The sequence below is a fragment of the Streptomyces sp. NPDC057617 genome (assembly GCF_042800555.1).
GTDB lineage: Bacteria > Actinomycetota > Actinomycetes > Streptomycetales > Streptomycetaceae > Streptomyces.
The window spans coordinates 118,226-133,093 of the sequence record NZ_JBHVGV010000010.1 but is presented as its reverse complement, the minus strand read 5'-3'; the positions used below and the strand labels follow the sequence as shown (position 1 = coordinate 133,093).

12 protein-coding genes are annotated in these 14,868 nt (G+C 71.0%); 3 read left to right on the top strand and 9 right to left on the bottom strand.

What is annotated here, in order from left to right:
- Nucleotides 1-53: 53 nt before the first annotated feature.
- The 3 genes from ACFU9P_RS24645 to ACFU9P_RS24635 are packed head-to-tail and all read right to left on the bottom strand — an operon-like array spanning nt 54 to nt 2,678.
- The gene (locus ACFU9P_RS24645) at nt 54-848 is read right to left on the bottom strand and encodes an energy-coupling factor ABC transporter ATP-binding protein (protein ID WP_384084458.1); all 795 of its coding nucleotides are present in this window, start codon (nt 846-848) and stop codon (nt 54-56) included.
- Nucleotides 845-1,606, bottom strand: a complete 762-nt coding sequence (gene cbiQ, locus ACFU9P_RS24640; protein ID WP_376376078.1) for a cobalt ECF transporter T component CbiQ — start codon at nt 1,604-1,606, stop codon at nt 845-847. The genes ACFU9P_RS24645 and cbiQ overlap by 4 nt, the downstream gene beginning before the upstream one ends.
- Nucleotide 1,607: 1 nt before the next feature.
- Entirely contained in the window at nt 1,608-2,678 is a 1,071-nt protein-coding gene (locus ACFU9P_RS24635; protein WP_384084455.1) for an energy-coupling factor ABC transporter permease, read from the bottom strand.
- A 200-nt stretch (nt 2,679-2,878) separates the two neighbouring features.
- Here ACFU9P_RS24635 and ACFU9P_RS24630 point away from each other — a divergent pair, with 200 nt between their 5' ends.
- Nucleotides 2,879-3,292: an SsgA family sporulation/cell division regulator gene (locus tag ACFU9P_RS24630; RefSeq protein ID WP_376376082.1), complete on the top strand. Its 414-nt coding sequence runs from the start codon at nt 2,879-2,881 to the stop codon at nt 3,290-3,292.
- Nucleotides 3,293-3,524: 232 nt separating this feature from the next.
- Here the strand turns inward: ACFU9P_RS24630 and ACFU9P_RS24625 are convergent, their stop codons facing one another.
- Entirely contained in the window at nt 3,525-5,738 is a 2,214-nt protein-coding gene (locus ACFU9P_RS24625) for an MMPL family transporter (RefSeq protein ID WP_384084452.1), read from the bottom strand.
- Nucleotides 5,739-5,887: 149 nt separating this feature from the next.
- The gene (locus ACFU9P_RS24620) at nt 5,888-6,460 is read right to left on the bottom strand and encodes a TetR/AcrR family transcriptional regulator (RefSeq protein WP_376376086.1); all 573 of its coding nucleotides are present in this window, start codon (nt 6,458-6,460) and stop codon (nt 5,888-5,890) included.
- Nucleotides 6,461-6,620: 160 nt separating this feature from the next.
- Between ACFU9P_RS24620 and ACFU9P_RS24615 the strand changes: the two genes are divergently transcribed.
- Nucleotides 6,621-10,046, top strand: coding sequence for a S41 family peptidase (locus ACFU9P_RS24615; RefSeq protein ID WP_384084449.1), 3,426 nt, complete (start codon nt 6,621-6,623; stop codon nt 10,044-10,046).
- A gap of 244 nt (nt 10,047-10,290) precedes the next feature.
- Here the strand turns inward: ACFU9P_RS24615 and ACFU9P_RS24610 are convergent, their stop codons facing one another.
- From ACFU9P_RS24610 to ACFU9P_RS24600, 3 genes are all read right to left on the bottom strand, one after another.
- The gene (locus tag ACFU9P_RS24610; protein ID WP_384084446.1) at nt 10,291-10,599 is read right to left on the bottom strand and encodes a hypothetical protein; all 309 of its coding nucleotides are present in this window, start codon (nt 10,597-10,599) and stop codon (nt 10,291-10,293) included.
- Between the two features lie 80 nt (nt 10,600-10,679).
- Nucleotides 10,680-11,606, bottom strand: coding sequence for an alpha/beta fold hydrolase (locus ACFU9P_RS24605; RefSeq protein ID WP_376376092.1), 927 nt, complete (start codon nt 11,604-11,606; stop codon nt 10,680-10,682).
- A complete protein-coding gene (locus tag ACFU9P_RS24600) occupies nt 11,603-13,129 on the bottom strand; it encodes a flavin-containing monooxygenase (RefSeq protein WP_384084443.1) in 1,527 nt (508 codons plus the stop codon). Before ACFU9P_RS24600 ends, ACFU9P_RS24605 begins: the two co-directional genes overlap by 4 nt.
- Nucleotides 13,130-13,277: 148 nt before the next feature.
- Between ACFU9P_RS24600 and ACFU9P_RS24595 the strand changes: the two genes are divergently transcribed.
- Nucleotides 13,278-13,913, top strand: coding sequence for a MerR family transcriptional regulator (locus tag ACFU9P_RS24595; RefSeq protein ID WP_376376134.1), 636 nt, complete (start codon nt 13,278-13,280; stop codon nt 13,911-13,913).
- Between the two features lie 33 nt (nt 13,914-13,946).
- Here ACFU9P_RS24595 and ACFU9P_RS24590 read toward each other — a convergent pair whose 3' ends face one another.
- Nucleotides 13,947-14,759, bottom strand: coding sequence for an exodeoxyribonuclease III (locus ACFU9P_RS24590; protein WP_384084440.1), 813 nt, complete (start codon nt 14,757-14,759; stop codon nt 13,947-13,949).
- Between the last annotated feature and the right edge of the window lie 109 nt (nt 14,760-14,868).

Sequence of the window (14,868 nt, the reverse complement as noted above, 5' to 3'; positions counted from 1 at the left end):
GCCACCCACCCCGTCGCACCGCATACCGCCACGCCCCGGCGGCGCGACCCCCTCTATGGTGCAACGTGCCCCGGCGACACGGAACGCGGGTCGAATCCGAAGGGCAGCTCCAGCCGGTGGGCCGCCATCAGGTCCTGGTCACCGAGGATCCGCCCGGTCGGCCCGTCGGCCACGATGACGCCCTGGCTGAGGATCACCGCGCGCGGGCAGAGTTCGAGGGCGTACGGCAGGTCGTGCGTGACCATGAGCACGGTGATGTCCAGCGACCGCAGGATGTCCGCCAGTTCACGCCGGGACGCCGGGTCCAGATTGGACGACGGCTCGTCGAGGACCAGGATCTCCGGATGCATCGCCAGTACGGTCGCGACGGCCACCCGGCGCCGCTGCCCGAAGGAGAGATGGTGCGGCGGCCGGTCCGCGTACTCCGACATCCCGACCTGGCCGAGCGCGGTGACCACACGCGCGTCCAGTTCGGACCCGCGCAGCCCGGCGGCGGCCGGGCCGAACGCCACGTCCTCCCGTACGGTCGGCATGAAGAGCTGGTCGTCCGGGTCCTGGAAGACGATGCCGACCCGGCGCCGGATCTCGCCCAGATTCCGCTTGGCGACCGGCAGCCCGGCGACCTCGACCGTGCCGGCCCCGGCGGTCAGGATCCCGTTGAGATGCAGGACGAGGGTGGTCTTTCCGGCGCCGTTGGGCCCGAGCAGCGCGACCCGCTCGCCGCGTCCGACGGTCAGATCGACACCGAAGAGGGCCTGATGCCCGTCCGGATAGGCGTACGCGAGCCCGCTGACCTCAAGGGACGGCGGCGGCGCCGGTTCTGCGGGAGAAACGGAAGATACGGTCATAGGGTCCAGCCAAGCAGACACACCGCGAGCGCCGACAGCGGGAGGGCCGCAGCACGCGTCCACTGCGCCCGGGACGCGGTCACCTCGTCGATGACCGGCATGGTGCCCGCGTACCCCCGGCTCACCATCGCCAGATGCACCCGCTCGCCGCGCTCGTAGGAACGGATGAAGAGCGCGCCCGCCGACTTGGCGAGGACGCCCCAGTGCCGTACGCCCCGCGCCTCGAAGCCGCGCGAGCGCCGGGCGATCGACATCCGGCGCATCTCGTCGGTGATGACGTCGCCGTACCGGATCATGAAGGACGCGATCTGTACGAGCAGGGACGGCAGCCGCAGCCGCTGGAGGCCGAGCAGCAGCGAGCGCAGCTCGGTGGTGGAGGCGAGGATCACGGACGCGCCGACCCCCAGCGTCCCCTTGGCCAGCACGTTCCAGGCGCCCCAGAGTCCAGGCACGCTCAACGACAGCCCCAGGAACCGGACTTGCGGGCCCGGCACCACGAACGGCATCAGCACCGCGAAGGCCACGAACGGGATCTCGATCAGCAGCCGGCGCAGCAGGAACCCGACGGGGATCCGGGCCACCGCCGCGACGGCCGCGAGCAGCACCCCGTACAGCGCGAAGGCCCAGACCGCCTCGCGCGGGGTGGAGACCACCACGATGACGAAGCAGAAGACGGCGGCGAGCTTGCAGTGCGGGGGCAGTTCATGGACGGGCGAGTGCCCGTGCCGGTAGAGCTTGTGGGCATGGCCCGCGCCCATGTCAGGCGTTCCCGGCCGGTACGGTGCCGGCGCCTGAGCCGGCGCCGTTGGCGGTACGGCGGCGGCGTACCGTCCAGAAGATCCCGCTGCCCACGACCACCGTGGCGCCGACCCCGATCACCCCGGCGAGACCGCCGGAGATCCGTGCGTTGGTGATGTCCTTGACCCCGTAGTCGGCGAGCGGGGAGTCGGCGGTGGCGTGCTCCTCGGTCTTCTTGTCGATGCCGTGGTCCGCGGCGACCTTCTCCAGGCCGTCGGGGCTGGCCGAGGCGTAGAAGGAGACGAAGCCGGCCAGGACGAGAGCGGTGACCAGGCCGGTGGCCCAGAGGGTACGGGGCGAACCGCCCGAGCGTGCGGCCACCGGGGCCGGGGCGGCGGGCGCCGCGTCGACCAGTTCCCCGCCCACCCGCAGCTTCAGCGGCGCGGACAGCCCCCGCGCGCCGTACACCAGGTCGGGCCGTACGGCGATGACCGCGCCGACCGTCAGCGCGGTGATCGCGGCCTCGCCGATCCCGATGAGCACATGGACGCCGACCATCGCGGTCAGCACCTGGCCGAGCGGTACGTCCGTCGTCCCGCCGATGGCGTAGAGGGCGGTGAAAGCGAGGGCCGCGGCCGGTACGGACACCAGCGCGGCGACGAAGGAGGAGACGGTCACCGAGCGGCGGGTGCGGGGCAGCACCTTGACCAGGCCGCGGAAGAGCGCGTACGCGATGACGGTGGTCACCACGGCCATGTCCGTGATGTTCACGCCGAGCGCGGTGAGCCCGCCGTCCGCGAAGAGGATGCCCTGCATCAGCAGAACGACGGAGATACAGAGGACGCCGGTATAGGGACCGACGAGTATCGCCGCCAGCGCTCCGCCCAGCAGATGGCCGCTCGTCCCTGCCGCCACCGGGAAGTTGAGCATCTGTACGGCGAAGATGAAAGCGGCGACCAGTCCGGCGAGCGGCGCGGTGCGCTCGTCCAGCTCACGGCGTGCGCCACGCAGACTGACGGCCACCGCGCCCGCGGCGACGACACCGGTGGCGACGGAGACGGGGACATCGATGAATCCATCAGGTACATGCATGGACGTGATAGTAGGCACCTGTTGCGAACAGTTCGCAAGAGCAGGTTGTACGCGAGTTGCCGCGACAGTGCTCGCCGGATGAGCCACCGGTAAAACTGTGGATAAATTCAGAGTGTTTGTACAATTAAGTACTAAATGTCCTGTGCGCAGCATGAGCAGCACGAGCAGTCGAGCAGCATGAGCCGCAGAGGAGCCAGCCGATGTCACCCGTCGTCGAGCAGCCCGCCAAATGCCGTCTCATCACGGACGCCCCCCACTCCAAAGCCGTCTCCGTCACCCTCCGCTATGACGGCGCGGACCCACTCGCCATGCGCATCGTCTTCCCCGCCTCGGTCTCCCTCGACGGCAAAGAGGTGGTGTGGGCGTTCGCGCGCGACCTCCTCGACCAGGGGCTGCGGCTGCCCGCCGGCACCGGTGACGTACAGGTGTGGCCGTGCGGCCGGGCACAGACCATCCTCGAATTCCACTCGCCGGAGGGCGTGGCGATGGTGCAGTTCGACGCCATGCCACTGCGCCGGTTCCTGAAGAGTTCGTACGCGATGGTCCCCGCGGGCGAGGAGCGGCACGACATCCAGGTGGAGAACGAGCTGGGCAGGCTCCTCCACCGGACCTGATCCCCCGCCCCGGCGGCAGGCACGGCGCGTACGGCACGGCGGCCCGGTCCCGCACCTCCCAGAGGTGCCCGACCGGGCCGCGTGCACCGCTCCGGCTCCCGTCCCCACGGCTGCCGGTGCGTACCGGGTCCGCGCGCCGCTCACGCGACGGTCCCGGCGTCTCGGGTGAGGCGTGTTCTCCAGCGCCCCGGGAGAACCGTGCCTCAGCTATCCGCTGTTCCGGGCGCTGGTCTCAGACGCCCACCAGTTCGCGCTCGGGCTCGGGGCCGCCCTCCGGCGCCGCCTCCAGCCGCTTGCGCAGCGCCTCGCCCTCGACATCCACATTGGGCAGCACCCGGTCCAGCCAGCGCGGCAGCCACCAGGCCTTCCTGCCGAGCAGCGCGAGCACCGCGGGCACGATCGCCATCCGCACCACAAAGGCGTCGAAGAAAACGGCGATCGCCAGTCCGAAGCCGATCATCTTGATCATCGCCTCGCTGGAGCCGATGAAGCCCGCGAAGACCGCGATCATGATCACCGCGGCGGCCGAGACGACCCGCGCCCCGTGCCGGAAGCCGGTGACGATCGCCTCGGGGGGCCGCTCCCCATGGACGTACGCCTCGCGCATCCGTGTGACCAGGAACACCTCGTAGTCCATGGCCAGGCCGAACACCACACCCACCATGAAGATCGGCATCATCGACATCACGGGCCCGGTCTGCTCGACCCCGAACAGACTCCCCAGCCAGCCCCACTGGAAGACCGCGACCACCGCGCCGAGCGCCGCGACGACGGAGAGCAGGAAGCCGAGGGCCGCCTTCAGCGGTACGAGTACGGACCGGAAGACCAGCATCAGCAGCAGGAAGGCCAGCCCGACGACCAGCGCCAGATACGGGATCAGCGCCGCGTTCATCTTCTCCGAGAAGTCGATGTTCATCGCCGTGGCGCCGGTGACCAGGACCTCGGCGCCGTTGTCCGCCTTGATCTCGCCGCCGGTGTCACGGATGGAGTGGACCAGGTTCTCGGTGTCGACCGAGGACGGGCGGTCCTCGGGGATCACGGTGATGGTCGCGGTGTCGCCCGCCTTGTTGACGGTCGACGGGGTGACGGCGGCCACGCCGTCCATCTTCCGTACGGTGTCCGCGACCTCGGTGGCCGCCGCCTTGGCGTTGTCATTGGCCTTGCCGTCGACCACGACCATCAGCGGCCCGTTGAAGCCGGGCCCGAAGCCGTCGGACAGCAGGTCGTACGCCTTGCGCTGGGTGGTGCTCACCGGCTGCGACCCGTCGTCGGGCAGGCCCAGCTCCAGCGACGCGGCGGGAACGGCGATCGCTCCCAGCCCCACGACCGCCGTGACCAGGACGGCGACCGGCCGGCGCAGTACGAACCGCGCCCAGCGGGTGCCCATATTGGCCTTGTGGTGATGCGTACCGTTCTCCAGCGCGGTACGGGCCTTGCGGCCGTGCACCCGCTTGCCCGCGAAGCCGAGCAGCGCCGGGATGAGGGTGAGCGCGATGAGGACGGCGATCACGACCGTACCGGCGGCGGCGAAGCCCATCTTGGTGAGCATCGGGATATTGACCACGGCCAGCCCGACCAGCGCGATGACGACCGTCAGCCCGGCGAAGACCACAGCGGACCCGGCGGTGCCGACCGCCCGCCCGGCGGCTTCCTCCCTCTCGCGGCCCTCGGTCAGCTCGGCCCGGTAGCGGGACACGATGAACAGCGCGTAGTCGATCCCGACCGCGAGGCCGATCATCATCGCCAGGGTGGAGGTGCTGGAGCCCAGGTCCAGGACATTGGCGAGCGCGGTGATCACGGAGATCCCGATACCGACCCCGATCAGCGCGGTGAGCAGCGGAAGCCCGGCCGCGATCAGCGATCCGAAGGTGATCACGAGCACCACCGCGGCGATGGCCACCCCGATGATCTCGGTGGCCCCCGTCTCCGGCGCCGCCTGGAGCGCGTCACCGCCGATCTCCACCGCCAGCCCCTGCGCCCGCGCGTCCGCACCCGTCTCTTCGAGCGCACTGCGGGTCTCGTCGGTCAGCTCCATCCCGCTGACCTTGTACGAGACCGACACATAGGCCGTCGTGCCGTCCTTGGAGACGGCGTTGGCGGTGTACGGGTCGGACACCGAGGAGACCTGCGGCGAGCCCGCGGACAGCTCGTCCACGACCGAGCGGACCTCGGCCTTGTTGGCGGCGTCGGTCATCTTCTCGCCGGCGGGTGCCTTGAAGACGACCCGGGCGGTCGCGCCATCGGCGCTGCCCCCGGGAAAGCGCTGTTCGAGCAGGTCGAAGGCCTTCTGGGCCTCCGTTCCCGGAATGGAGAAGGAACTGGCCGCGGGGGCGGACGCGGAGGCCGCGCCGACCCCGGCGAGCGCCAGCAGGGCCACCCACAGCAGGGCGACGAAATGGCGGCGCCGGAAGGCGAGCCGTCCGATCTTGTAGAGGAACGTGGCCACGAGGGCGTACTCCCGGTCTGTCGACGGAAAGGGCATGGGGAGCCGGCCCGACGGCGAGAGAGCGGCACGCGTCAGGTGCAGGGGTGCTGCTGGGGAGAGTCCCGCGGGGACGGTGGGGACGTACCGGGGATTGCGGGGGGTGCGGGTGGTCAGACGCCGAGCGCGGGGAGGACCACGGCGTCGAGATAGGAGGCGAGGAAAGCGCGGTCGACCAACCGGTCCTCGATCAACTGGCGGGCCACAAAGGCACCGAACAGCATGTGCATGGTGTATTGCAGCGCCGGATTGTCCGCGGCCACTTCGCCGCGGTCCACCGCGCGCTGGAGCAGTTCCTGAAGCCCCTGGATCTCGGGCTCGATCAGCAGCGCGTGGAACGCCTGGTAGAGGTCGGGATTGTCATGGACGGCGTGGAACAGACCCCGCATCAGCGCGGAGTCCTTCTCCACCCGGCAGTCGTCGGTGCGGTCCACGATCGCGTGGAAGTCACCGCGCAGCGAGCCGGTGTCGATCTGGTCGGTGTGGACGGGCTTGTTGTACCGCATCGCCCGGACGACCAGCTCCGGCTTGCTCCCCCACTGGCGGTAGAGGGTCGCCTTGCTGGACCGGGTACGGGCGGCGACGGCGTCCATGGTGAGGGCGTCGTAGCCGACCTCGCGCAGCAGGTCGAGCACGGCACCGTACAGCTCGGCCTCGCGCTCCGGCGTGAGCCTGCTGCGTGCCATGCCTACCGACCTCCGAACGAAACGGTTTCGTACAGTACGAAGATAACCCGGCCGTCCAGCGAAACGCCCCCGTTTCGCTTGTGGCTTGCACCACACCTCTCCAGTGGCCGCATAACACCTGTCAGAGGCGCTTCGCGCTCAAAAAGGGCAGCATTGGGGGGTGAGTGACGACGTCGCGTATCTACGCTTCCCGCACCTCCACGACGACCTGCTGTGCTTCGCCGCCGAGGACGACCTCTGGGTCGCGCCCCTCGTGCCGGCCGGGCACCGGCCCGAACGCGCCTGGCGGCTGACCGTCGACCGGACCAGAGTCGGTCATCCCCGCTTCTCGCCCGACGGCCGCCATATCGCCTATACGACCTGGCGCAGCCTCGACCCCGAGATCCATCTCGCCCCGGTGGACGGCGGCCCGGCCCACCGCCTGACCTACTGGGGCGCCACCGACACCCGCGTCTGCGGCTGGACACCCCCTGCCCCGGGCACCGGCGACGAGCCCCAGATCCTGGCGGTCTCCTCGCACGGCCAGCCGTTCTCCTACTTCGCCTGGGCCTACAGCCTGCCCACCGACGGCTCCCCCGGCGGCGCGCTGCCCTGGGGCCCGGTCAACGACATCGCCGTCGCGGACATCGGCGGCGAGCACCGTACGCTCCTGCTCACCGGCAAGCCCCCGCACGAGCCGGCCGCCTGGAAGCGGTACCGCGGCGGGGCCATGGGACGGCTCTGGCTGCACGGCAAGCGGCTGCTCCCGGACCTCGGGGGCCATCTGGACTGCCCGATGTTCGTCGGCGGACGCATCGCGTTCCTCTCCGACCACGAGGGCATCGGCAATCTCTACTCCTGCCTCCCCGACGGCACCGATCTCCTGCGCCACACCGACCACGACGCCTTCTACGCCCGGCACGCCTCCTCCGACGGCCACCGGATCGTCTACCAGTGCGCGGGCGAACTCTGGCTGGTCGAGGACCTGACCGCCGGCTCGGTGCCGCGCAGGCTGGACGTACGGCTCGGCGGCCAGCGCGCCGGACGGCGCCCCTACCAGGTCCCGGCGGCCAGCCATGTCAACGGGATCTCCGTGGACACCACGGGCCGGGCGAGCGCCGTGTCCGTACGCGGCAGCCTGTACTGGCTCACGCACCGCGACGGCCCGGCCCGTACGATCGCCGACACCCATGGCGTACGGGTACGGCTCCCCGAGATGCTCGGCAGCGGCGGCAAGGTCGCGTACATCACCGACGCGGACGGCGAGGACGCCATAGAGATCGCGTATCTGCCGCGCGCGAGCGGCGACCGGGAGCCGCTCCGGCTGGCGTCGGGCCGGCTCGGCCGGGTGCGGGAGATGGTCGCGGACCCGGAGGGCGAGCGAATAGCGATCGCCTCGCACGACGGCAGGCTGCTGCTGATCGATGTCCCGGAGGACAGCGAGGACATGGAGGAGATAACCGGGGAGCCCGCCGAGCCGGCAGAGCGTCCCGAGCCCCCTGAGCCCACGGGCGGGGCGCCGGACGCGGCTCAGGACGAGACCGTCAAGGACACTCCCGCCGCCGTCACCGAACTCATCCACTCCGTCAACGGCCCCGTCGCCGACCTCGCCTTCTCCCCCGACGGCGGCTGGCTCACCTGGTCCCACCCCGGCATCGGCCGCTCCCTGCGCCAGATCAAGCTCGCCAAGATCTCCGGCAGCTTCGCCCGTACGGTCGTCGATGTCACCAACGGCCGCTTCGAGGACGAGAATCCGGTCTTCACCAGCGACGGCCGCTATCTCGCCTTCCTGTCCTGGCGCGGCTTCGACCCGGTGTACGACGTGCACACCGGCGACCTCTCCTTCCCGCTGGGCTGCCGCCCCTATCTCGTACCGCTGTCCTCCGCGACCCCGTCCCCCTTCGCGCTGTCGCCGGACGGCCGGCCCGCGGCGGGCGGGCTCGACCCGGCGGACAGCGAGCCGGAGGAGGCAGCCGCGCAGGCGGGCGCAGGCGGCGGGACGGTCACGGTCGAGGTCGAGGGCCTGGCCGACCGGGTCACCCCCTTCCCCGTCACCGCGTCCAAGTACTCGGCGCTGCGCCCGGTCAGCGGCGGCGGGCTGGTCTGGCTGCGCTGGCCGATCTCGGGCGCGCTCGGCGAGACCTTCGCCAACCCCGCGGACATGTCGGGCCGCCCCACCCTCGAACACTTCGACATCGCGAAGGCCCGTAAGAGCGAACTCGTAGGCCATCTGGACTGGTTCGCGGTCAGCGGCGACGGCACCAGACTGGTGGTCGTGGACGACGGCGAGCTGCGCGCCGTACCCGCCACCGAGCCCGGTGACGGCGACTCGACGGTCCTGCTCGATCTGCGCCGCATCCTGCACGACGTCGATCCGGGCGCCGAGTGGCGCCAGGCCTTCGAGGAGGCGGGGCGCCTGATCCGCGCGTACTTCTGGGAGCCGCGGATGTGCGGCATCGACTGGGACGGGGTCCTCGCCCAGTACCGTCCGCTGGTCGAACGGGTCGCCTCCCCCGACGAGTTCGCGGATCTGCTCCGCGAGGTCCTCGGCGAGCTGGGCACCTCCCACGCCTATGTCACGCCCGCCCGCCGCAACGAGGGCCCGCCGCACTACCAGCGCCCGATCGGACTGCTCGGCGCCAATCTCGTCTGCCGCGACGGCGACTGGATGATCAAGCGGATCCTGCCCGGCGACTCCTCCGACTCCAAGGCCCGCTCCCCACTGGCCGGTACGGGGATCCGCGCGGGCGCGGTCCTCACCCATGTCGACGGCCGGCCCGTCGACCCGGTGGCGGGCCCATACCCGCTGCTGGCCGCGGCCGGAGGCACCACGGTCGAGCTGACCTTCAGGCCCGCCGGGCGCAAGAGCGCTCCCCGCCGGGTCGCGGTCGTCCCGCTGATCGACGAACGCCCGCTGCGCTACCAGGACTGGGTGGCCAAACGCCGTGAGGTGGTACGGGAGATCAGCGGCGGCAGGTGCGGCTATCTCCACATCCCCGACATGGGCGGCTCCGGCTGGGCCCAGTTCAACCGCGATCTGCGGCTGGAGGTCTCGCGTCCCGCGCTGATCGTGGACGTACGGGGCAACGCGGGCGGCCATATCAGTGAGCTGGTCGTGGAGAAGCTGACCCGCAAGATCATCGGCTGGGACCTGACGCGTGACGCCCAGCCCGTCTCGTACGCCTCCAACGCCCCGCGCGGCCCGGTCGTCGCGCTCGCCGACGAGGCGACCTCCTCCGACGGCGACATGATCACCGCGGCCTTCCGGCTGCTCAATCTGGGCCCGGTGGTGGGCCAGCGGACCTGGGGCGGGGTGGTCGGCATCACCGGCCGCCACCGCCTCGGCGACGGTACGGTCATCACGGTGCCGATGAACGCGGCCTGGTTCGACGCGTACGGCTGGTCCATAGAGAACCACGGTGTCGAGCCGGACATCGAGGCCCTGCGCACCCCCCTCGACTGGGCGGAGGGGCGGCACGCCCAGCTCGACGACGCGGTGTGGGTGGCGCTGGATCTGCTGGCGGGACACCCGGCGTCGGCACCGCCCGGATACGAGGCCGTCCCCGACCTGCGCCGCCCAAAACTCCCCCCGCGCACCACCGGCTAGCGCCCTTGCCACTTCCAGCCCGTCCGCCGCTTGAGAACACCGCACAGCCGGCTGTGGCTGTCTTTCTTTCCAGCCCGTCCGGCGATTGAGGACACAGCACAGCCAGCCCGTCCGGCGCTTGAGGACACAGCACAGCCAGCCCGTCCGGCGCTTGAGGACACAGAAACAGCAGCCGGCCGGCAGCAGACAAAAGGCGCACCCGGCGAACCGGGTGCGCCTCCTGTCAGGCCCTCAAGCGCTTCGATCAGGCGTCGAAGTGGTCGTCGAACTCGTCACGCGCGTCCTGCGCCTTGCGCGCCGCGGGGTCACGGCCTTCCTGCGCACGGTCATTGGCCTGCGGAGAACGCTGACCCTGCTGCCCGTGCTGGCCCGGCTGGCCGTGCTGGCGGTTCTGCTGGCCCTGGCTGCCCTGGCCCTGCTGGCCCTGGCCCTGACCCTGACGGTTCTGCTGCCCGCGCTGCGACTGCTCGTCGCGCTGGTTGTCGCCCATCTGAGACTTCGCCCGGTCGCCGAGCTCTTGCGCCTTGTCCTTGAACTGGTCGGAAATACCCATGGAATTTCACTCCTGGAAGAGGTGGGGGGTGGGGCCTCGACCAGACTTACACGCCCCGACATTCCGCGCATTTCGATCAGTTACGCTGTGTGCGCTCCCTCTCGTCCGCCGCCGCTCAGATGGGTGCACACCAGCTCACGGAGCCTGGCCGTGACGATGTCCGGGGCCTCCACCGGGGTCATATGGCCGGTCCCGCGGAGTTCGGTCAGCCCCGCGCAGTCGGGCAGCGCGGCGGCCAGCGCCCGCGCCTGGACGGGCGGGGTCAGCCGGTCGGCCGTCCCCACGAGCACGGCGGCGGGCACCCTCAACTCCCGTACCTCCGCGTCGAGATCGAGCCCGCCGAGCACATGCGACCAGGCGACCCGGGAGCGCCGCGGACAGGCGTGCACGATCCGCGCGCACCGGGCGACCCGCTCCGGCGCGGCTCCCCGGCCCATCGTCCCGTAGCGCAGGATCCGTTGGGACAGCGGTGTGACCGGGCCGAGCGGGGCGCGGGCGCCGAGGACGAGCCGGGTGAGCCGCGTCCGTACCCGCCCGGCGCGCATCGGAATCACCCGCGCCTCGGCGACCAGCCGCGAACTGCCCGTACTGCACAGCAGAACGGCCGCCGCGTGCTCACGGAAGGCGGGCCTGCGGGCGGCGGCCATCAGCGCCATCCCGCCCATCGAATGCCCGGCCAGCACGGCCTTCTCGCCCGGCTCCAGCGTGGCGGCGAGCACCGCTTCCAGATCGTCGGCGAGCGCCTCGGTCGAGTACCCGCCCCGGCCACGCCCCCGTCCCGGCAGTGCCGTACGGCCGTGCCCGCGCTGGTCGTACGCGATCACCCGGTGGTCCGCGGCCAGGTCCTCGATCTGGTCCGCCCAGAAGCCGATACGGCAGGTCCAGCCATGGGCCAGAACCACCGCGGGCCGGCCGGCGCGGCCGTACACCTCGGTGTGGATACGGGATCCGTCGGCGGAGACGGCGGTCAGCTCACGCCGTTCACCGCCCCGGGGCACCCCGCTCACCGGACCGTTTCCCGCTCGCCCGCCGGCGACCGCACACCCTCGCGCGGCCCGGCGGCGCGGATCACCTCGTACTCCGAGAGATCGACGCGGCGCGTGGCGCGGCGGAACTCGGCTGTCGTACCGGGCCAGATGGTGGTGTTGCGCCCGTTCGCGTCCAGATACCAGCTCGTGCAGCCGCCGGTGTTCCACACGGTCCGCTTCATCCGCTCCTGCACCCGGTGGTTCCAGGTACGGACGGCGGCGGGCCGCGGCGCGAGTGCCACGCGCCCGCCGAAGACGTCCAGGCCGTCCAACTGCCGCAGGAAGTCGGCCATGTAGTTCAACTGGGACTCGATGATCAGGATCATCGAGGAGTTCCCGAGACCGGTGTTGGGGCCGATGATGGTCATCCAGTTGGGGAAGCCGGCCGCGGTCGCGCCGCGCAGCGACTCCATGCCGTTCCGCCAGGCCTCGGCGAGCGTGATCCCCTCGGCGCCGACGACCCGTTCGGCGATCGGCATGTCCGTCACATGGAAGCCGGTCCCGAAGACGACCGCGTCCGCCTCGCACTCCGTACCGTCCGCCGCGACCAGCGTGGAGCCGCGCACCTCGGCGAGGCCCGAGGCCACCACCTCGACATTGGGCCGCGCGAGCGCCGGATAGTACGAGCTGGACAGCAGGATCCGCTTGCACCCGATGCGGTACGAAGGTGTCAACGCGGCCCGCAGAGCCGGGTCTTTGACGGCCCTGGCGATATTGGCCTTGGCGAGCGATTCGACGAGCCCGAGTTCGTTCGGCCGCTTGGTGAATGCCTGGACCTGCAACTCCCTTATGCCCCACAGCAGTTTGCGCCGGGCGGCCGCGGTGAAGGGCAGCGCCCGGTGCAGTCGGCGCTCGGCCGCGGATATCGCGCGGTCGGCGCGCGGCATCACCCAGGGCGGGGTCCGCTGGAACAGCGTCAGCCTGCTCACATCGGGCTGGATCGCGGGGACGATCTGGATCGCGGAGGCACCCGTGCCGATCACCGCGACGCGCTTGCCGCGCAGTTCGTAGTCGTGATCCCAGCGCGCCGAGTGGAAGACCTTCCCGGGGAATCCGGCGAGCCCCGGGATGTCCGGGATCCGGGGATCCGAGAGCGGCCCGGCCGCGGAGACCACCACATCGGCGGTGAAGGTGCCCCGCGAGGTCTCTATCTCCCAGTACAGGGCGTCCGGGTCCCAGCGCATCAACAGGACTTCGTGATGGGTCCGCAGATGCGGCCGCAGCCCGAAGGCGTCCGCGATCCGCTCCAGATAGGCCCTTATGTGCCGCTGTCCCGAAAAGGCGCGCGGCCAGTCGGGGTTGGGCGCGAAGGAGAACGAGTAGAGATGGGACGGCACATCGCAGGCGCACCCGGGATAGCTGTTGTCCCGCCAGGTCCCGCCGACCGAACCGGCCCGCTCCAGGACGACGAAGTCGGTTATTCCCTCTCTGCGCAGCCGTATGGCCGCCCCCAGCCCGCCGAATCCGGATCCGACCACCGCCACGCGTACGTGCTGGCCCATCCCGCCTCCTGACGCCGGAACATCACGAACCACGCCAGCGATCACTGGCGCAATCCGGAGCGTAGAGCAGCTCCGTACTCATGGGTAGGGGGCGGGCCAAAACACGTTACCGGGGGTACGACATAAGCTGCCCGGCATGGAGTACCGCATGGAGGAGCTGGCACGCGAGGCGGGCATCACGGTCCGCACCGTGCGCTTCTACCGCGAGCGCGGGCTGATACGGCCACCCCGCCGCGAGGGCAGGATCGCGTGGTACGACGACCACCATCTCGCCCGGCTCCGTACGATCGCGGCCCTGCTGGAGCGCGGCCACACCCTGAACGGCATCGCCGACCTCGCCACCGCCTTCGAGAGCGGGCGCGATGTCGGCGAAGTGCTCGGCCTCGGCATACCGACCGAGGAGACCCCGGTCCGGCTCTCCCCCGAGGAGCTGGCGGACCACTTCGAGGGCGAGGCCACCGGGGAGAATCTGGCCGCCGCCCTCTCACTCGGCTATCTGGCCACGGACGGCGACGAGATCGTCCACATCAGCCGCCGGCTGCTCGACGCCTCGGCGGCCCTGGTCCGCGCGGGAGTCCCTCTCGCCACCATCCTGGAGACCGCCCGCCGGGTCCGTGTCCACGCGGAGGCCCTGGCCGATCTCTTCGCCACGGTCCTCGCCGCCCACATCACCGCCCCGGACACCGCCAAGCTCCGCCCGCTGGCCAAGGGGGTCGTAGAGGCGGAGCTGTCGATGGCGCTGGACCGCAGGCTGCGCGCGGAGCCCGCGCCGCACGACGCCTGACAGCGCGGCCGGGACCCGTACGGGCCGCGGGGCTCAGCTCTCGTACACCACCGTCACCGGCGCGTGGTCGCTCCACCGCTCCTCGTGCGTCGCCGCCCGCTCGACCCACCCCTTGACCGCGCGCCCGGCCAGACCGGGGGTCGCGACCTGGAGATCGATGCGCCAGCCCGTGTCGTTGTCGAAGGCGCGGCCGCGGTACGACCACCACGAGTACGGCCCCTCCTGGTCCGGGTGCAGGGCGCGCATCACATCCGTATAGCCGGCCTCGTCGTAGATCCGGGTCAGCCAGGCGCGCTCCTCGGGCAGGAACCCGGAGGACTTGCGGTTGGCGCGCCAGTTCTTGAGGTCGGCCTCCCGGTGCGCGATGTTCCAGTCGCCGCAGACCAGCACCTCGCGCCCGTCGGCCGCCGCGCTCTTCCTCAGCCCCTCCAGATACGGCAGGAACGCGTCCATGAACCGGACCTTCTCGTCCTGCCGCTCCGTGCCCACCTCGCCGGACGGCAGATACAGGCTGGCCACTATCACCCCGGGCAGCTCGATCTCGGCGTACCGCCCGCTCGTATCGAACTCGGTACCGCCAACTCCCGGGCCGCCGAAGCCGATCCGGGTACGGTCGGGCTCGCGGCGCGAAAGGAGTGTGACACCGGCACGGCCCTTGGCGGCCGCCGGGGCGTGCAGCACATGCCAGCCCTCGGGCGCCCGTACGGACTCGGGAAGCTGCTCCGGCTCGGCCCGTACCTCCTGGAGGCAGACCACATCGGCGGAGGTCTCCGCCAGCCACTCCACGAACCCCTTCTTGGCGGCGGCGCGGAGGCCATTCACATTCACGGTCGTCACAGTGAGCACCCCGGCACCCTAACCACCGAAAAAACGGAGGCCCGGTCCGGCGTACCGCCGAACCGGGCCTCCCAGAGGAGGAGGAAGGGGTGTTGGTACCACTCCCTGGACAGAGCGA

Excerpts from the sequence above, each read along its gene's own strand:
- ACFU9P_RS24645 (WP_384084458.1), bottom strand. The coding sequence starts at position 848 with ATGACCGTATCTTCCGTTTCTCCCGCAGAACCGGCGCCGCCGCCGTCC.
- cbiQ (WP_376376078.1), bottom strand. The coding sequence starts at position 1,606 with ATGGGCGCGGGCCATGCCCACAAGCTCTACCGGCACGGGCACTCGCCC.
- ACFU9P_RS24635 (WP_384084455.1), bottom strand. The coding sequence starts at position 2,678 with ATGCATGTACCTGATGGATTCATCGATGTCCCCGTCTCCGTCGCCACC.
- ACFU9P_RS24630 (WP_376376082.1), top strand. The coding sequence starts at position 2,879 with ATGTCACCCGTCGTCGAGCAGCCCGCCAAATGCCGTCTCATCACGGAC.
- ACFU9P_RS24620 (WP_376376086.1), bottom strand. The coding sequence starts at position 6,460 with ATGGCACGCAGCAGGCTCACGCCGGAGCGCGAGGCCGAGCTGTACGGT.
- ACFU9P_RS24610 (WP_384084446.1), bottom strand. The coding sequence starts at position 10,599 with ATGGGTATTTCCGACCAGTTCAAGGACAAGGCGCAAGAGCTCGGCGAC.
- ACFU9P_RS24600 (WP_384084443.1), bottom strand. The coding sequence starts at position 13,129 with ATGGGCCAGCACGTACGCGTGGCGGTGGTCGGATCCGGATTCGGCGGG.
- ACFU9P_RS24595 (WP_376376134.1), top strand. The coding sequence starts at position 13,278 with ATGGAGGAGCTGGCACGCGAGGCGGGCATCACGGTCCGCACCGTGCGC.